This is a genomic window from Pseudomonas sp. GYB4201 (assembly GCF_056312595.1).
The window spans coordinates 605-14,852 of record NZ_JBWGIG010000072.1; the positions used below are offsets into that span (position 1 = coordinate 605).

Annotated in this window: 16 protein-coding genes; 9 read left to right on the forward strand and 7 right to left on the reverse strand. The window is 65.0% G+C overall.

The window, feature by feature from the left end; all coding sequences use genetic code 11:
• From AC0Z2B_RS31980 to AC0Z2B_RS31995, 4 genes are all read right to left on the reverse strand, one after another.
• A partial coding sequence (locus AC0Z2B_RS31980; protein WP_476302129.1) for an EAL domain-containing protein occupies window positions 1-1,141 on the reverse strand: 1,141 nt, incomplete at its 3' end.
• 93 nt (window positions 1,142-1,234) lie between these two features.
• Window positions 1,235-1,567: a hypothetical protein gene (locus AC0Z2B_RS31985; protein ID WP_416423384.1), complete on the reverse strand. Its 333-nt coding sequence runs from the start codon at window positions 1,565-1,567 to the stop codon at window positions 1,235-1,237.
• On the reverse strand, window positions 1,564-1,938 hold the full coding sequence (locus AC0Z2B_RS31990) for a phage holin family protein (RefSeq protein WP_416427569.1): 375 nt from the start codon (window positions 1,936-1,938) through the stop codon (window positions 1,564-1,566). Before AC0Z2B_RS31990 ends, AC0Z2B_RS31985 begins: the two co-directional genes overlap by 4 nt.
• Window positions 1,939-1,953: 15 nt before the next feature.
• On the reverse strand, window positions 1,954-2,268 hold the full coding sequence (locus tag AC0Z2B_RS31995) for an ElaB/YgaM/YqjD family protein (protein WP_416423385.1): 315 nt from the start codon (window positions 2,266-2,268) through the stop codon (window positions 1,954-1,956).
• A gap of 295 nt (window positions 2,269-2,563) precedes the next feature.
• On the opposite strand from AC0Z2B_RS31995, the gene AC0Z2B_RS32000 reads away from it, so the two are divergent.
• The 8 genes from AC0Z2B_RS32000 to AC0Z2B_RS32035 all read left to right on the forward strand — a co-directional run bounded on the left by AC0Z2B_RS32000 (window position 2,564) and on the right by AC0Z2B_RS32035 (window position 9,403).
• On the forward strand, window positions 2,564-3,772 hold the full coding sequence (locus tag AC0Z2B_RS32000; protein ID WP_416423386.1) for an ammonium transporter: 1,209 nt from the start codon (window positions 2,564-2,566) through the stop codon (window positions 3,770-3,772).
• Window positions 3,773-3,973: 201 nt separating this feature from the next.
• Window positions 3,974-5,068: an acyltransferase family protein gene (locus AC0Z2B_RS32005; protein ID WP_473006009.1), complete on the forward strand. Its 1,095-nt coding sequence runs from the start codon at window positions 3,974-3,976 to the stop codon at window positions 5,066-5,068.
• Between the two features lie 48 nt (window positions 5,069-5,116).
• Window positions 5,117-6,091 carry an acyltransferase family protein gene (locus AC0Z2B_RS32010; protein ID WP_476302132.1) on the forward strand — a complete coding sequence of 325 codons (975 nt, stop codon included), beginning with the start codon at window positions 5,117-5,119 and terminating at the stop codon, window positions 6,089-6,091.
• 122 nt (window positions 6,092-6,213) lie between these two features.
• Window positions 6,214-7,176, forward strand: a complete 963-nt coding sequence (locus tag AC0Z2B_RS32015) for an acyltransferase family protein (RefSeq protein ID WP_476302134.1) — start codon at window positions 6,214-6,216, stop codon at window positions 7,174-7,176.
• A gap of 43 nt (window positions 7,177-7,219) precedes the next feature.
• The gene (locus AC0Z2B_RS32020) at window positions 7,220-7,456 is read left to right on the forward strand and encodes a glutaredoxin family protein (RefSeq protein ID WP_476302136.1); all 237 of its coding nucleotides are present in this window, start codon (window positions 7,220-7,222) and stop codon (window positions 7,454-7,456) included.
• 116 nt (window positions 7,457-7,572) lie between these two features.
• Entirely contained in the window at window positions 7,573-8,004 is a 432-nt protein-coding gene (locus AC0Z2B_RS32025) for a D-Ala-D-Ala carboxypeptidase family metallohydrolase (RefSeq protein ID WP_476302138.1), read from the forward strand.
• 134 nt (window positions 8,005-8,138) lie between these two features.
• On the forward strand, window positions 8,139-8,453 hold the full coding sequence (locus AC0Z2B_RS32030) for a transcriptional regulator (protein ID WP_416423392.1): 315 nt from the start codon (window positions 8,139-8,141) through the stop codon (window positions 8,451-8,453).
• Window positions 8,454-8,509: 56 nt separating this feature from the next.
• Complete coding sequence (locus AC0Z2B_RS32035; RefSeq protein WP_476302140.1) at window positions 8,510-9,403, forward strand: pseudouridine synthase; 894 nt, start codon at window positions 8,510-8,512, stop codon at window positions 9,401-9,403.
• Between the two features lie 125 nt (window positions 9,404-9,528).
• On the opposite strand, the gene AC0Z2B_RS32040 is transcribed toward AC0Z2B_RS32035, so the two are convergent.
• From AC0Z2B_RS32040 to AC0Z2B_RS32050, 3 genes are all read right to left on the reverse strand, one after another.
• Window positions 9,529-11,142, reverse strand: coding sequence for an inorganic phosphate transporter (locus AC0Z2B_RS32040; protein WP_476302141.1), 1,614 nt, complete (start codon window positions 11,140-11,142; stop codon window positions 9,529-9,531).
• Between the two features lie 73 nt (window positions 11,143-11,215).
• Window positions 11,216-12,235 (reverse strand): transporter, encoded by a 1,020-nt coding sequence (locus AC0Z2B_RS32045; protein ID WP_416423395.1) that lies wholly within the window; start codon window positions 12,233-12,235, stop codon window positions 11,216-11,218.
• 90 nt (window positions 12,236-12,325) lie between these two features.
• The gene (locus AC0Z2B_RS32050) at window positions 12,326-13,006 is read right to left on the reverse strand and encodes a purine nucleoside phosphorylase YfiH/LACC1 family protein (protein ID WP_476302143.1); all 681 of its coding nucleotides are present in this window, start codon (window positions 13,004-13,006) and stop codon (window positions 12,326-12,328) included.
• A 237-nt stretch (window positions 13,007-13,243) separates the two neighbouring features.
• Between AC0Z2B_RS32050 and tssI the strand changes: the two genes are divergently transcribed.
• Window positions 13,244-14,248 (forward strand): type VI secretion system tip protein TssI/VgrG (gene tssI, locus AC0Z2B_RS32055; RefSeq protein ID WP_476302145.1); only part of this gene is annotated, 1,005 nt, incomplete at its 3' end.

The window sequence follows — 14,248 nt, forward strand, 5'->3', positions numbered from 1 at the left end:
CAATCAACAACAACCGCTGGCCGTTGGCGAAGAACTGCCCCGCGGTGAGGCAGTACTGGTTGCTGGTGGCGTCGCGGTAGGTGCTGGACAGGATCAGCCGGCGTTCGTCCCAGCCTTCGGCCAGCAGGTGGTAGAAGTACGGGCGCCACGACCAGTTGTGGCCCAGGTAGCTGGGGTCGGCGTGCCAGCCCTGCTGGCGCCATTCCATGTTGGGGGTCAGTTGGGTGCCGTGGCGGTCGCACTGGTAGAAGCGCAGCAGCCAGGGGTAGGCGTCCAGCCGGGGCAGGGCGCTGGCAGGGGCGCCGGCCTGGGCCCATGGTTGCAGCACGGCCATCAGCTCGCCCAGTTGCAGGCGCAGGTTCATCAGCCGCGCGCGCTCGCCCAGTTTCTGTTGCACGTAGCGCTCGCGCAGGGCGGCGAAGCGGGTGACGAAGGCGTCGGCGGGGAAGAAGTCCGGTTCGGCGCGGGCGAACAGGTAGCCCTGCACGTAGCGTGAGCCGCATTCCAGGGCGAAGTTGAGCTCGGCTTCGGTTTCCACGCCCTCGGCGATGATCCAGCAGCCGGTCTTTTCCGCCATCTGCGCCAGGGCCTTGACCACTTCGCTGCTGGGGCCGCCACGGGCGGCGGCCTGGAACAGGCGCATGTCGAGCTTGAGGATGTCGGGTTGCAGCGCCAGCACGCGGTCCAGCTGCGAATAGCCGGCGCCGAAGTCATCGATGGCGATGCGCGCGCCGGCCTCGCGGTACCGCTGCACCACCTGGCTGAGGCGACGGCTGTCGCCGCCCAGTTCGGTGATCTCGAACACCACCCGCTCGGCCGCCACGCCGTGACGCTGCAATTGGGTCAGGCTGGGCAGCGGCTGGTTGTCGCGCACGCGGCTGATCCAGCGCGGTGAGATATTCAGGCTCAGGAACCAGTCCTGCGGCGCCTCATGCAGGCGGGCCAGGGCGTCGCCGCGGATCTGCCGGTCCAGGCGCCGCAGGGCCGGGGCCAGGGTGCGTGGGTCGCTGAACAGCGGCCCCACCGACTGCACCGTGCCGTCGGCCTGGCGCAGGCGGCCCAGGGCCTCCACGCCGGCGATGCGGCCGGTGGCGGTATCGATGAAGGGTTGAAACCAGGCGAGCGGTTGCCCGTCGAACACGGCGGCTCCTCAGATGGCAGCTTCTTGAGCGCCCCGGCCGGAACCGGGGCATGGCCTAGGGCCTTTGCAAGAATGTAGCCAAATGATGGCAACCTAATCCTTGCGTTGCATGGCCAGCTTGATCAAGGGCAGCAGGCTGGTGCCCAGCTTCACCAGGCGCGTCAGCCCGCCGGTGCCGCCGCTCTTGGCGCCTTTGCCGGTGAGGAAGCCCAGCAGCACCACGCCGGCCAGGCCCCATAACGGTGCGTGCTTGATGCCCAAGCCGTCCTGGACCGACTGGCCCATGCCGCGCAGGCGGTTCAAGGGGTTGATCAGTTGGCCGGATTCGTGGCGGATTTCCTGGCGGTGCATTTCCATGCGCAAGCGGATCAAGGCCTTGCGCATTTCGCGACGCGACTGGTTCTGTGGCAGGTTCGGTGCACTCATGGCAACAGGCGCTCCCGATCGTTGGCCAGCTCTTCGAGGGTGCCGCTGAACGGCGAGGATTCATCGAAGATCGCCGCCTTCAACTTCATGGCGCAGAACAGCCCCGCCAGCAGGTAGAACACGGCCAGGCCGATCATGCCCTGCATGCGGTAGTTGTCCCACAGCAGGATCAGGATCAGGCCTGACAAGGCCACCAGTGCCAGCAGCGCGAACACCAGCGCCAGCCCGGCGAACAGCAGCAGGCTCAAGGTGCGCGATTTCTGCTCCTGCAGTTCGATGCCGAACAGTTCCACATGGCTGTGCAACAGGCCCAGCAGGGCCGCGCCCAGGCGCCGCGACGACGGCCCGGCGGCCGTCGATTTCGAGTCCATGTCCAAGGCCATCGGTTAGCGCCTTGTGGCCAGCAGGCCGACCAGGAAGCCCACGCCGGCGGCGATGCCGATGGACTGCCAGGGGTTTTCCTGCACGTAGGCCTCGGTCTTGGCCACGGCCAGTTCGCCCTTCAGGCGCAGGGTCTGCTCGGTGGCTTTCAGGGTCTCGCGGGCGCGCAGCAGGCTGTCGTGGATCTGCTCGCGCAGCTCGTCAGCCTGGTCGCCGGCCAGGGTCTTGGTGTGGTCCAGCAGCTTCTCGGTGTCGCGCACCAACGTCTGAAAATCAGCCATCAGTACGTCTTGTGCAGTCTTTGCCGTGGTGCGGGCCATGGTGCTCTCCATTGGTTGGCGTCTGGTGTTTCGAGTGCCCAGGCTTTCTGAAGGTTCCTTCACGTTTGCCTGGTACAGCTTTTGCTTTTCGTTGGTGCATAACAGCAGGCCCGTGCGCCAGATCGGCGCGCCAGAGCCTGCGGTGGAAATAAACCTTAACCCAAACGAAATAAACCCGAGGAAAAATTACCACGCAGTCGAATAAAGAGCGCGTTGCACGTCCCATATTGGTGCAATGACTCATTGGTCGACCTGCTTTGGTGCTGTTTTTCCGGACTTCAGGTCTGCCTTCTCGATGGATAATCTGCAAAGCGCCGTGCAAACACTGATTCACGGCTCCAATACCCTGTTCCTGCTGATGGGCGCTGTCATGGTCCTGGCCATGCACGCCGGCTTCGCGTTCCTGGAAGTCGGCACCGTGCGCCAGAAGAACCAGGTGAACGCGCTGTCGAAGATCCTCAGCGACTTTGCCGTGTCTACCCTGGCCTACTTCTTTATAGGCTACTGGATCGCCTATGGCGTCACCTTCATTGCCCCGGCCAGCGAGCTGAGCGCCGACCATGGCTATGCGCTGGTGAAGTTCTTCTTCCTGCTGACCTTTGCCGCGGCCATTCCGGCGATCATCTCCGGCGGCATCGCCGAGCGTGCGCGTTTCGTGCCGCAGCTGTGCGCCACCACGTTGATCGTGGCCTTCGTCTACCCGTTCTTCGAGGGCATTGCCTGGAACGGCAACTTTGGCGTGCAGCCGTGGCTGCTGGCGCACTTTGGCGCCACCTTCCATGACTTCGCAGGCTCGGTGGTGGTGCACGCCATGGGCGGCTGGCTGGCGCTGGCGGCGGTGCTGCTGCTGGGGCCGCGCCAGGGCCGCTATCGCGATGGCCGCGTGGTGGCCTTCGCGCCGTCGAACATTCCGTTCCTGGCGCTGGGCTCGTGGATTCTGATCGTTGGCTGGTTCGGCTTCAACGTCATGAGCGCACAAAGCGTGGCGGGCATGAGCGGCCTGGTGGCGATCAACTCGCTGATGGCCATGGTCGGCGGCACCATCGCCGCGCTGATCGTCGGCCGCAACGACCCCGGCTTTCTGCACAACGGTCCGCTGGCCGGGCTGGTGGCGGTGTGCGCCGGTTCCGACCTGATGCACCCCATTGGCGCCCTGGCCACCGGTGCCATCGCCGGCGCGCTGTTCGTGGGCTGCTTCATTGCCGCCCAGGGCAAATGGAAGATCGATGACGTGCTGGGCGTGTGGCCGCTGCACGGCATCTGTGGCGTGTGGGGCGGGGTGGCCTGCGGCATTTTCGGCCAGCAGGCGCTGGGCGGCATGGGCGGCGTGAGCCTGGCCGTGCAGGTGCTGGGCAGCCTGGCCGGGGTGGCCGTGGCGCTGGTGGGCGGCTTTGCGGTGTATGGGCTGCTCAAGGCGGTGGTGGGTATTCGCCTGAGCCAGGAGCAGGAGTACTACGGCGCCGACCTGTCGCTGCACAAGATTGGCGCGGTCAATCACGATTGATCGGGTGGCGTCCTGGGCGCGATTCGGCGCTTGGGGACGCGGCCTGCGGCCGCTGCTACGGAGGGTGGGGGTGATGGCAGTTTGACGCCATAAACCAATGGTTTTCTTGCGTCGGCGTTCGGCATAGCATGCAGTTGGCCCCGGAGCATTTACCCTGGGCCACGGCTTTGGTATGGGGTTCGAACACAAGGGGCAAGGGGTATGGAGCGCCTGTTTTCGTTGCAGGGCATGCGGGGCGTCGCGGTGGTGGGCGTGGTGTTGTTCCACATGGCGGCGGTTGAAGCCAAATACAGCGGTGGCGACCTGTTGCTGCCCTCCATGGTGGATTTCTTCCAGCTGGGCGTCGACCTGTTCTTCGTCATCAGCGGCTTCGTCATGGTTATCGTCACCCGTGGCCGCCACCAGGACTGGGTGCAGGGCCAGCGCTTCCTGTTCAATCGCCTGTCGCGCATCTATCCCAACTACTGGCTCTATTACCTGATCACCCTGGGCATCTACCTGGCGGCGCCGGGGTTGGTCAATTCCACCCACGGCGACTCGAACCTGGGCATGTCCTTCCTGCTGCTGCCCAGCGACAAGGTGCTGCTGGTGATGGTGGCCTGGTCGCTGGTGTTCGAACTGTGGTTCTACCTGGTGTTCGCCGCGCTGCTGTTCCTGCGCGAGCAGTGGTTGCCCTGGCTGCTGGCGGGCTGGGCGCTGGTGCTGGTGGCCTTCAACCTGACCCAGGACTGGCAGGACTATTCCCCGGCGCTGCGGATCATGCTGCATCCCTACGCCCTGGAATTCATCGTTGGCTGCGCCGTGGCGCGCTACTTTTATTCGGCGCGCAGTGCCGCGCTGCCCACCGGCGTGGTCTGGGTGATGCTGCTGGCCTCAGTGCTGGTGGGCATGCCGCTGATCGCCAGCCTGGGCCTGTACAAGACGGTGGGGCTGCCGCGCATGCTGGCGGCTGCCCTGGTGTTCGGCACGCTGACCTTGTCGCTGGCGTTGCTGGAACGGCGAAAACTGATCACGGTACCGCGCTTCCTTACGCACATAGGTGACATGTCCTACACCGTCTACCTGTCGCACCTGCTGGTGCTCGGGGTGATGGGGCAGGTGTGGCGCCTGGTGGGCGCGAATCCGGACAGTCTGTGGGACAACCTGGCGTTTGTGCTGCTGATGCTGGCAGCCACGTTGTGCTATGGGGCAGTGGCGTACCGGGTGTTCGAGAAACCGCTGCTGGACCGCGCCACGGCGTGGTGCAACCAGCGCTTTCGCAAGGCACCGGCACGCGGGGGGTATGACACGGTGTGACGCATTCGTCGTCACGGGGCTTGGCGCTTTTTCGTCAGGTGACATCACATGGGCAAAACAACAACAAAAACAGTCAACGCAAACCTCAACTGGCTCAAACTTACCCTGGCCCTGATCGTGGTCGCGGTGCATTGCAAGATACTCGGCGGCAACGACACCCTGGCCGGGTACCTGTTGTGCAATGGGGTGTTCCGCGTGGTCGTGCCGGTGTTCTTCATCATCAACGGCTACTTCCTGGGCCAGGCGCCCATGACCTGGCCGGTGATGCGCCAATGGCTATGGCGCGTGACCATGCTCTACGTGTTCTGGATGGTCATCTACAGCCCGCTGTACCTCACGGGGCTGGGCTTTGCCGATATGCTGGCGGCCATCAAGCAATGGGTCATCGGTTATTTCCACCTGTGGTACCTGGTGGGCATGATCGGCGCCGGCGCCCTGCTGTTCGTGCTGCACCAGCGCTCCACCGCCACGCTTGCGGCCGCGGCCCTGGCCACCTTCGCCATTGGCGTGGCGCTGCAGTACGCCCGGGTGTACGTGCGCATTCCCAATGACTTCCTGCAGCACTTCAACCAGAACGACTACACCGCGCGCAACTTCCTGTTCATGGCGTTTCCGTTCATGGCCCTGGGCTACCTGCTGGCGCGCCATCCGCTGCACCTGCGCCTCAGCCGCAGCCTGGTGTGGGGCTGGCTGTTGCTGGCCATGGCGCTGATGCTGCTGGAGTCCGAACTCAATTACCGCAATGACCCGGTGCACCTGTTCAACTTCGACCTGCTGGCTTCGATGCCACTGGTGGCGCCGGCGCTGTTCATGCTGGTGATGGTCTACGACCGGCCTACCCAGAGCGTCTATGTGGGGCAGATGTCGTCGGCGGTGTACTTCGTGCACCCGCTGATCTTGTGGTGTGCCTTGGGCGCGGGGGTGGTCTATGGCAACTTCATGGTGATGCTGGTGACCCTGGCGGCCGTTGCGCTGGCGCCGCTGTTGATTGCCATGAACCAGCGCTGGCGTTTCATGCTCTAGGTACGCGAGGCTCGACGGCAAATAGCCATCACCGATAAGATGGTGGCTGTTGCCGCTGCTACGCTGTGTGGCGGTTGGACTGCTCCAGGTTTTTCCAATTTCGCCCACTAGAGCGCTTAGGGATGAGCAAGATCGTCAATGCAAACCTGGACCGGCTCAAGCTGCTGCTGGCGCTGATGGTGGTGGCCATGCACTGCAAGGTGCTGGGCGGCAACGACAGCCTGCCGGGCTACCTGTTGTGCAACGGCCTGCTGCGCATTGCGGTGCCGGTGTTCTTCCTGATCAATGGCTATTTTCTTGGCCAGGCGCTGCAGGGCGCGGCGGGCATGCGCCGCTGGCTGGGGCGTATCGTGCTGCTGTACGTGTTCTGGATGCTGGTCTATAGCCCGTTCTACGTGGCAGGTTCAGGCGTGGGCGCGGTGCTGCTGGCGCTCAAGCAGTGGCTGATCGGCTTCTTCCACCTGTGGTACCTGCTGGGCATGATCGGCGGCGGCCTGCTGCTGTATGCCGTGCGCCAGCGCCGCACCTGGCAGGTCGCCACGCTGGCGTTCATTGCCTTTACCCTCGGCCTGGCGCTGCAGTACGCGCGGGCCTACGTGCAGATTCCCGAGGCGTTCCTGCAGCACTTCAACCAGAACGACTACGCGGCGCGCAACTTCCTGTTCATGGGCTTCCCGTTCGTGGCGACCGGTTTCCTGCTGGCCCGCCACCAGGTGCCAGTGCGCCTGGCCCCGGGGCTGTTGTGGACCTGGCTGGTGGTGGCGCTGCTGCTGATGCTGGCCGAGTCGTGGTTCAACTACCACCACGCCCCCGACCGCGTCATCAATTTCGACTTCATGTTCACGCTGCCGCTGGTGGCCCCGGTGGTGGTGCTGCTGGCCCTGCATTACCCGCGGCCAGGCACGGGTGACCGTGTGGGGCGGCTATCGGCAGCGGTCTACTTCACCCACCCGTTGTTGATGTTCGCGGCGATGGCGGCAGGGCTGGCGTACGGCAGCCTGATGGCCCTGGTGGTGGCGCTGCTGACCCTGGCCGTGGCCCCCCTGGTGATTGCCGCCAGCCGGCGTTGGCGGTTTATCCTGTAGGTTCTAGAATAGGGCCCATTCTTCCCTGACCCGGTAGCCATCGATGTTTGCCGAATGCCAACTGCTTGGAACCGTGGGCTGCCGTTTGTGCGAGTTGGCCGAGGACGAACTCATGCCCCTGGTGGAGTATGGGTTGCAGGTGGAATTGATCGACATTGCCGATGATTTGCGTCTGCTCGACACCTATTCGCTACACATCCCCGTGCTACGGCGCATCGACACCGGCGCCGAACTGCGCTGGCCGTTCGACACCGACCAGGTGGTCGCCTTCGTGCGCTGAGCCTGCGCAGGCTTTCCCGCTGCCCCGTCGCCGCGCCTACATAGATAACTACAGGCTCCCCCCACCGGCCCCGGACAATGGCCGGTGCACCCGTGCGCACGTCAAGGAGCGACAGCATGAACCTGAGCGACAACTTCACCCTGGCAGAACTGATTGCCTCCCCCTCGGCCGCCAAGGCCGGCATCGACAACACCCCCGACGCGGCTGTCATCGCCAACCTGCGCCGCCTGTGCCAGCTGCTCGAAGCCATCCGCGCCCTGGTGGACGCGCCGCTGCTGATCAGCAGCGGCTACCGTGGCCCGGCCCTGAACGCGCTGATTGGCGGTTCGCCCACCAGCGCGCATCTGCGGGGCTTGGCTGCGGACTTCACCGTGCCGGGCCTGGCGCCGCGGCAAACGGTGGAACTGATCGCCGACAGCGGCCTGGTGTTCGACCAGCTGATCCTGGAGTTCGACCGCTGGGTGCACCTGGCCGTGAGCGAGCGACCACCGCGCCGCGAAGTGCTGACCATTCGCAAGGGCACCGGCTACCTGCCCGGGATCGTCTGAGGCGCCACCGATCATCTGTGCATTGACGCAGAGGGTAGTGATCCTTATGCTGTATATAAATACAGTGTTCATGGAAGTGCGCACTACAGGGCGCCCGCGCGTGCCCTGAGCAACGAAGTCAGAGGATTGCCCGCGTGGTCAATGTCGAACAACTGAAATACAGCGTCAACCGCATGAGCCCGGAAGTGGTCCAGGAGGCGGTGCTGGAGCTGCGCCTCGATGGCCTGGTAACGGAAGGCAAGACGCCCTTCAACAAACTGCATTTCAACACCTGCTTTGCCGAGATCGAGGCGCTGTTCCAGCGTGCTGGCTACCATCGCCCCCTCGACGTGGTGGGCTACGAAGGCCTGCTGTACGCCCTGTACGACCCCACTCGCTGGGAAGCGGTGCAGGTGCTGCGCTGGCTCAAGGAGTTCACCGACGCGGCGCGCCAGGCCCACGCGCAATGACAGCAGGCGCGGCACTGGGGGATAATGCCAGGCTGCATTAGCCCAGAGCCCTGCCCATGTCCGATCGTGCTTTCAACGCTGCCCATCACCAGGCCAGCACCCTCAGCCTGCCGCCTGGCCCCTGGACGACGGTGCTCGATTGCCTGTGCGATCACTTCAAGGCCATCGACCGCGGCCAGTGGCTGGACCGCATTGCCCGGGGCAGGGTGCTGGACGCCAAGGGGCAGCCGATAACGGTCGACCTGCCCTACAAGCAGGGCCTGCGCATTCACTATTTCCGTGAAGTGCCCAATGAAAAGCCCATCGCCGCCCAGGAGCAGATCCTGCACGTGGACGAGCACCTGGTGGTGGCCGACAAACCGCACTTCCTGCCGGTGACACCCACTGGCGAGTACGTGGAGCACACCTTGCTGCGCCGGCTGATCCGCCGCCTGGACAACCCGCACCTGGTGCCGCTGCACCGCATCGACCGCCACACCGCCGGGCTGGTGCTGTTTTCGGCCAACCCCGAGAGCCGCTCGGCCTACCAGTCGCTGTTCCCCAACCGCCAGATCGACAAGCGCTACCACGCCATTGCCCCGGCGTTGCCGCACCTGAGCTTCCCGCTGGTGCACAAGAGCCGCATGGTGCACGGCGAGCCGTTCTTCCGCATGCAGGAAGTGGACGGCGTGCCCAACAGCGAGACGTTGGTGGAGGTGGGGGAGAAACATGGGGATTTGTGGCGCTACATCCTTTATCCCATCACCGGCAAGACCCACCAGCTGCGGGTGCACATGACGGCGCTGGGCGCCAGCCTGTGCAACGACCCGTTCTACCCGCAGGTGTGCGGGCAGGGCGAGGCGGATGATTACGCGAAACCGTTGAAGCTGCTGGCGCAGAGCCTGCGCTTCAAGGACCCGTTGAGGGGTGAGGAACGCAGCTTCGAGAGCCGCCTGACGTTGGAGTGGTGACCGACGCTGGCCACCTGTAGCCGCTGCCGCCAGGCTGCGCTGGCCCATTCGTACACTGAAGATCTTCAGCGTGGGGCATGGCCAGCGCAGCCTTCGGCAGCGGCTACGGTCGATCGGCGTCCGGTTCAGAACACCGAATTGAACAACCAGTACAACGAGCCTGACAGCAGGATGGCCGCCGGCAAGGTCAGCACCCAGGCCATCACCAGATTGCGGATGGTGCGCATCTGCAGCCCCGAGCCGTTGGCCACCATGGCCCCGGCCACGCCCGACGACAGCACGTGGGTGGTGGACACCGGCAGCCCGTACATGTCCGCTGCGCCGATGGTCAGCATGGCCACCACTTCGGCGCTGGCGCCCTGGGCGTAGGTCAGGTGGTTCTTGCCGATTTTCTCACCGACCGTCACCACGATGCGCTTCCAGCCCACCATGGTGCCCAGTCCCAGGGCGATGGCCACGGCCACTTTCACCCACAGCGGGATGAAGCGGGTGGAGCTGTCGATCTGCTGCTTGAACTGCGAGACCTTGGCCTGGGTGTCGGCGTCAAACTGGCCGACCTTGTCCTTGTCCATCAGGCGAATGGCCTCGGAGGTCAGGTACATGTCGTTACGCACGTTGCCCACCGCGGCGGCAGGGATGGCGGTGAGGCTGCCGTAGGCGTTGACCTCGTTGCCGATCAGCCCGGCAATGGCGGCCAGGGCCGGTACCAGTTCCGGGGTAGGCTGCTTGTTGCGGATATAGTCCGTCAGGATCGCCCGCGGGTCGCCGTTCACCGGCGTTGGCGCGGCCTTGACCAGCGCCTGCTGGGTCACCTGGGCCACGGCGGCGAACTGCACCGACTGGTCGGCCGGCATGGCGCGGTTCAGGGCGTAGGCCATGGGCAGGGTGCCCACCAGAATCAGCATGATCAGGCCCATGCCCTTCTGGCCGTCGTTGGAGCCGTGGGCGAAGGACACGCCGGTGCAGGTCAGAATCAGCAGGCCGCGAATCCACCATGGCGGTGGCGCGTCGCTGACGGGCGCCTTGTACAGGGCCCGGTTCTTCACGAACACGCGCAGTGCCACCAGCAACAGCGCGGCGAAGGCGAAGCCCAGCAGCGGTGACAGCAGCAGCGAGTAACCGATTTTCAGCGCCTGGCCCCAGTCCACGCCGCTGGTGCCGTCGCGGCCGTGCATCAGCGCGTTGGCCACGCCCACGCCGATGATCGAACCGATCAGGGTGTGCGACGAGGAGGCCGGCAGGCCCAGCCACCAGGTGCCCAGGTTCCAGATGATGGCCGCCAGCAGCAGGGCGAAGATCATCGAGAAACCGGCGGACGAGCCCACCTGCAAAATCAGCTCCACCGGCAGCAGGGCGATGATGCCGAACGCCACCGCGCCGCTGGAGGTCAGCACGCCGAGGAAGTTGAACAGGCCCGACCACACCACCGCGAACTGCGGCGGCAGCGAATGGGTGTAGATCACCGTGGCCACCGCGTTGGCGGTGTCATGGAAACCGTTGACGAACTCGAAGCCCAGGGCGATCAGCAGGGCCACGCCCAGCAGGATGAACGGCGTCCAGGTGGTGACGATGGTGCCCATCTCGTCGACGTCGGTAACCAGGCTCCAGGTGCTGTAGATCAGCCCGATGGCCAGCACGATGAAGAAGCCGATGAGGGTGCCGCGCCCTGGCTTGCGGTCAAACTGCGGGCGCGCTTGAGTACTGCTGGGGGATGAAGAAGCCAGGGTTGGCGTAGCCATGTCAGGCAACTCGATTGAGGGAGGGAACCCTCATAATCGTTGCAAAATGTGACAGACTGGCGTCAGCCCCGGGTCAGTAGTCGGTCCGCTTGCGGAACGCCCAGCGCCCGGCCAGCAGGGTGAAGGTGGCCACCAGCGCCACCAGGATCCAGAAGCCCTCCGGGTCGCTGGCCAGCGGGATGCCGCCCACGTTCATGCCGAAGAAGCCGGCGATGATGTTGATGGGCAAGGCCAGCACCGTCACCACGGTGAGGGTGAACAGGGTGCGGTTGCTCTGTTCGTTGAGGTTGGCGGCAATTTCTTCCTGCAGCAGCTTGATGCGTTCGCCCAGGGCCGTGAGGTCGCTGAGCACCAGGGCGAACTCCTCGGTGGCCTGGCGCAGGGCCTGCACGTCATCCTCCTGCAGCCAGGCGGGCGGCCGGTTCAGCAGCCGCAGCAACGAGCCCGGCTCCAGCGCCAGCAGGCGCTGCAGGCGCACCAGCACGCGGCGCATGCTGCCCAGTTCGGCGCGGTTGTTGCTCAGGCGCAGGGACAGCAGCTGGTCTTCGATATTGTCGACGCTCATGCTGGTCTTGCGCACGATCTGCGTCAGCACCTCGGCCTGGTCGCGGAACAGGTGCACCAGCAGCTCCATGGGCGAGCGGAAGCGCTCGCCGCGCTTCACTGACGAGCGCAGCTTGTCCACCGAGTGCAGCGGCTGCAGCCGGGCGCTGACCAGCACCCGCTCGTTGGCGCACAGCCACAGGGTGGAGATGTCCGAGGAGACCATGCCGAAGTTGAACACCACGTCGTTGACCACCGCCAGCAGGGCGTCGTCGACGTGCTCGATGCGCGTGGAACGCGAGCCTTCGTGCAGCGATTCGTAGAAATCATCGGGCAGCTGCAGGTGCGCGCGCATCCAGCGCTCGCAGCCGGCGTGGGCCAGGTTCAGGTGCAGCCAGACGAATTCGTCGTTGTGCTCGGCGTCGCCCAGGGTTTGCAGCACGGCGGCCGAATCCAGCTCGCACACCGGGCCGCCGGGGCGGAAGCGGTAGCCGTACAGCAATCCGAAAAGGTCCGAGTCCTGGTGGCTCTTGATGATGCTCGAATTCATGTCGGCTCGCGGCGCAAGGGCTGATGGCGCGATCATGAGGAGGAAATATTGCAGTTATGTGACAGTTTGTGAGCAGATGTGAATGTTCATCTAGGTTCGCGCGATCCATGAAAATTGCTGGGTGCGCGGCGCCGGCCAGTGAGTGCGGCGGCGGTAGCTGCCCAGCGCGTCGGTATGGCAGCAGGTGCAGCGGTCGACTATCTCGACCTGATCGGCGGCAATGCCTTGCTCGGCCAACAGCAACTGGCCGTAGCGCGCCAGGTCGAACCACAGGCCGTGGGGGTTCATGGCTGGTGGCTGCGGCAGGGCGTTTGGCTGCGCGGGAGCCGGACGCTGCTGATACCAGGGTGGGTTCGGGCCGGCCCACAGCGTGCGAAAATCATCGCTCACCTCATAGCAGCAGGGCTTGATCGACGGGCCGATGGCAACGCGCACGCGGTGCCGTGGCACGCGCGCCTGGTCGAAGCGGCGCAGGGCGTTGCCCAGGATGCCGGCCTGCAGACCCTTCCAGCCGCCGTGCACGGCGGCCACGTGCCGGCCGTCGGTGGAGGCCATCAGCACGGGCAGGCAGTCGGCGGTGAAGACCGCGATGGGCCGTTGCTGATCGGTGAACAGGCCATCGGCGATCACGTCCCCGTGGGTGGGGGCGACGATTTCGGCGGTGTGCTTCTGGTTGCAACAGAAGGTATCGGCAGGCAGCGCATCGTCGATGCCGAGGAATCCATGGGCGATGCCGGGGATGTCGGCCAGGTTGTTGGCGGTCCAGCGCATGAGAGGGCTTTCCGTGGAAGTTGGGAGGACAGGATAATGCGCCCGTAGCAGCGGCCGCCAGGCCGCGTCACAGGCGCCGGGCAATGGCTGATACACCGCCTGGGCCCTGACGCAGCCTTCGGCGGCTGCTACAGGTTTAGCGAATTTTCCTACATCTGCTTGGGAGTAGTCTGGTATCTAGGGCTTTAACCTTTGCACACACTGGTCCTTTTTCGCCGACGCGCTCAAGGACCCCGAATGCCCTACTCGGCCGCCAACCAAAGCCGCTTCCATCTCGACCTGCTGGGCATCGAGCACGACTTCAAGGTGCTGGCCTTCACCGGCACCGAAGGCGTCAGCCAGCTCTACCACTTCGACATCGAGGTGGTCAGCGAGCGTTCCGACCTCGACCCCGCCCAGTTCCTGCAGTGCCCCACCTTCCTCGGTATTGATGCCGGCGGTTTCCATGGCGTGATCAGCGCGTGCCAGGTGGGCGAGCGTGGCACGCGCCTGAGCCATTACCACTTCACCCTGGTGCCGCAGCTGGCCAACCTGCAGCACCGGATCAACCAGCGCATTTTCCAGGGCCAGACCACCGCGCAGATCATCACCCAGGTGCTGAAGGAGCACGGCATTCTCGGCGACCGCCAGCGTTTCGAGCTTAGCCCGGTGGAGTACGTCCCGCGCCCGTACTGCACCCAGTACGGTGAAAGCGACCTGTATTTCATCCAGCGGCTGTGCGAAGAGGAAGGTTGGCACTTTCGTTTCGAGCACGCGCCTGGCCAGCATGTGCTGGTGTTTGGCGACAGCCAGGGGTTCTTCCCCAAGCTCGAGCAGCCGGTACGGTTCGCGGCGGATTCGGGCATGGCCGCGGAAGAGCCGGTGGTCAGCCGTTTTCGCCAGTACGTGCGCACCCGGCCTACACGGGTGACGCAGCGCGATTATGACTTCGCCCATCCCAGTTTCATTCCTGAATACACCGCCCGGCCTGCGCCGCAGGAGGGTGAGCGCAGGCTGCACGAGCTGGAAGTGTTCAGCTTTCCCGAGCCGCTGCCAAACGCCCGGCACGGCAAGCGCCACGCGGCCCGCGCGCTGGAACGCCTGCGCTTCGAGGCCTGCCGTGCCGAGGGCGAGGGCGACGTCGCGCGGCTGGCCAGCGGTTGCCTGGTGACCTTGCAGGAGCATCCCCGCGCGGATGCGAACGGGCTGTGGCTGTTGTACGAAATTGAGCATGAAGGGAAACAGCCCCAGGCGCTGGAAGAG

Coding starts and splice junctions, on each gene's coding strand:
- AC0Z2B_RS31985 (WP_416423384.1), bottom strand. CDS start 1,567: ATGAGTGCACCGAACCTGCCACAGAACCAGTCGCGTCGCGAAATGCGC.
- AC0Z2B_RS32025 (WP_476302138.1), top strand. CDS start 7,573: ATGAACCTGAGCGACAACTTCACCCTGGCAGAACTGATTGCCTCCCCC.
- AC0Z2B_RS32005 (WP_473006009.1), top strand. CDS start 3,974: ATGGAGCGCCTGTTTTCGTTGCAGGGCATGCGGGGCGTCGCGGTGGTG.
- AC0Z2B_RS32010 (WP_476302132.1), top strand. CDS start 5,117: ATGGGCAAAACAACAACAAAAACAGTCAACGCAAACCTCAACTGGCTC.
- AC0Z2B_RS32045 (WP_416423395.1), bottom strand. CDS start 12,235: ATGAATTCGAGCATCATCAAGAGCCACCAGGACTCGGACCTTTTCGGA.
- AC0Z2B_RS32020 (WP_476302136.1), top strand. CDS start 7,220: ATGTTTGCCGAATGCCAACTGCTTGGAACCGTGGGCTGCCGTTTGTGC.
- AC0Z2B_RS32035 (WP_476302140.1), top strand. CDS start 8,510: ATGTCCGATCGTGCTTTCAACGCTGCCCATCACCAGGCCAGCACCCTC.
- AC0Z2B_RS31990 (WP_416427569.1), bottom strand. CDS start 1,938: ATGGACTCGAAATCGACGGCCGCCGGGCCGTCGTCGCGGCGCCTGGGC.
- AC0Z2B_RS32050 (WP_476302143.1), bottom strand. CDS start 13,006: ATGCGCTGGACCGCCAACAACCTGGCCGACATCCCCGGCATCGCCCAT.
- AC0Z2B_RS32015 (WP_476302134.1), top strand. CDS start 6,214: ATGAGCAAGATCGTCAATGCAAACCTGGACCGGCTCAAGCTGCTGCTG.
- AC0Z2B_RS32000 (WP_416423386.1), top strand. CDS start 2,564: ATGGATAATCTGCAAAGCGCCGTGCAAACACTGATTCACGGCTCCAAT.
- AC0Z2B_RS31995 (WP_416423385.1), bottom strand. CDS start 2,268: ATGGCCCGCACCACGGCAAAGACTGCACAAGACGTACTGATGGCTGAT.
- AC0Z2B_RS32040 (WP_476302141.1), bottom strand. CDS start 11,142: ATGGCTACGCCAACCCTGGCTTCTTCATCCCCCAGCAGTACTCAAGCG.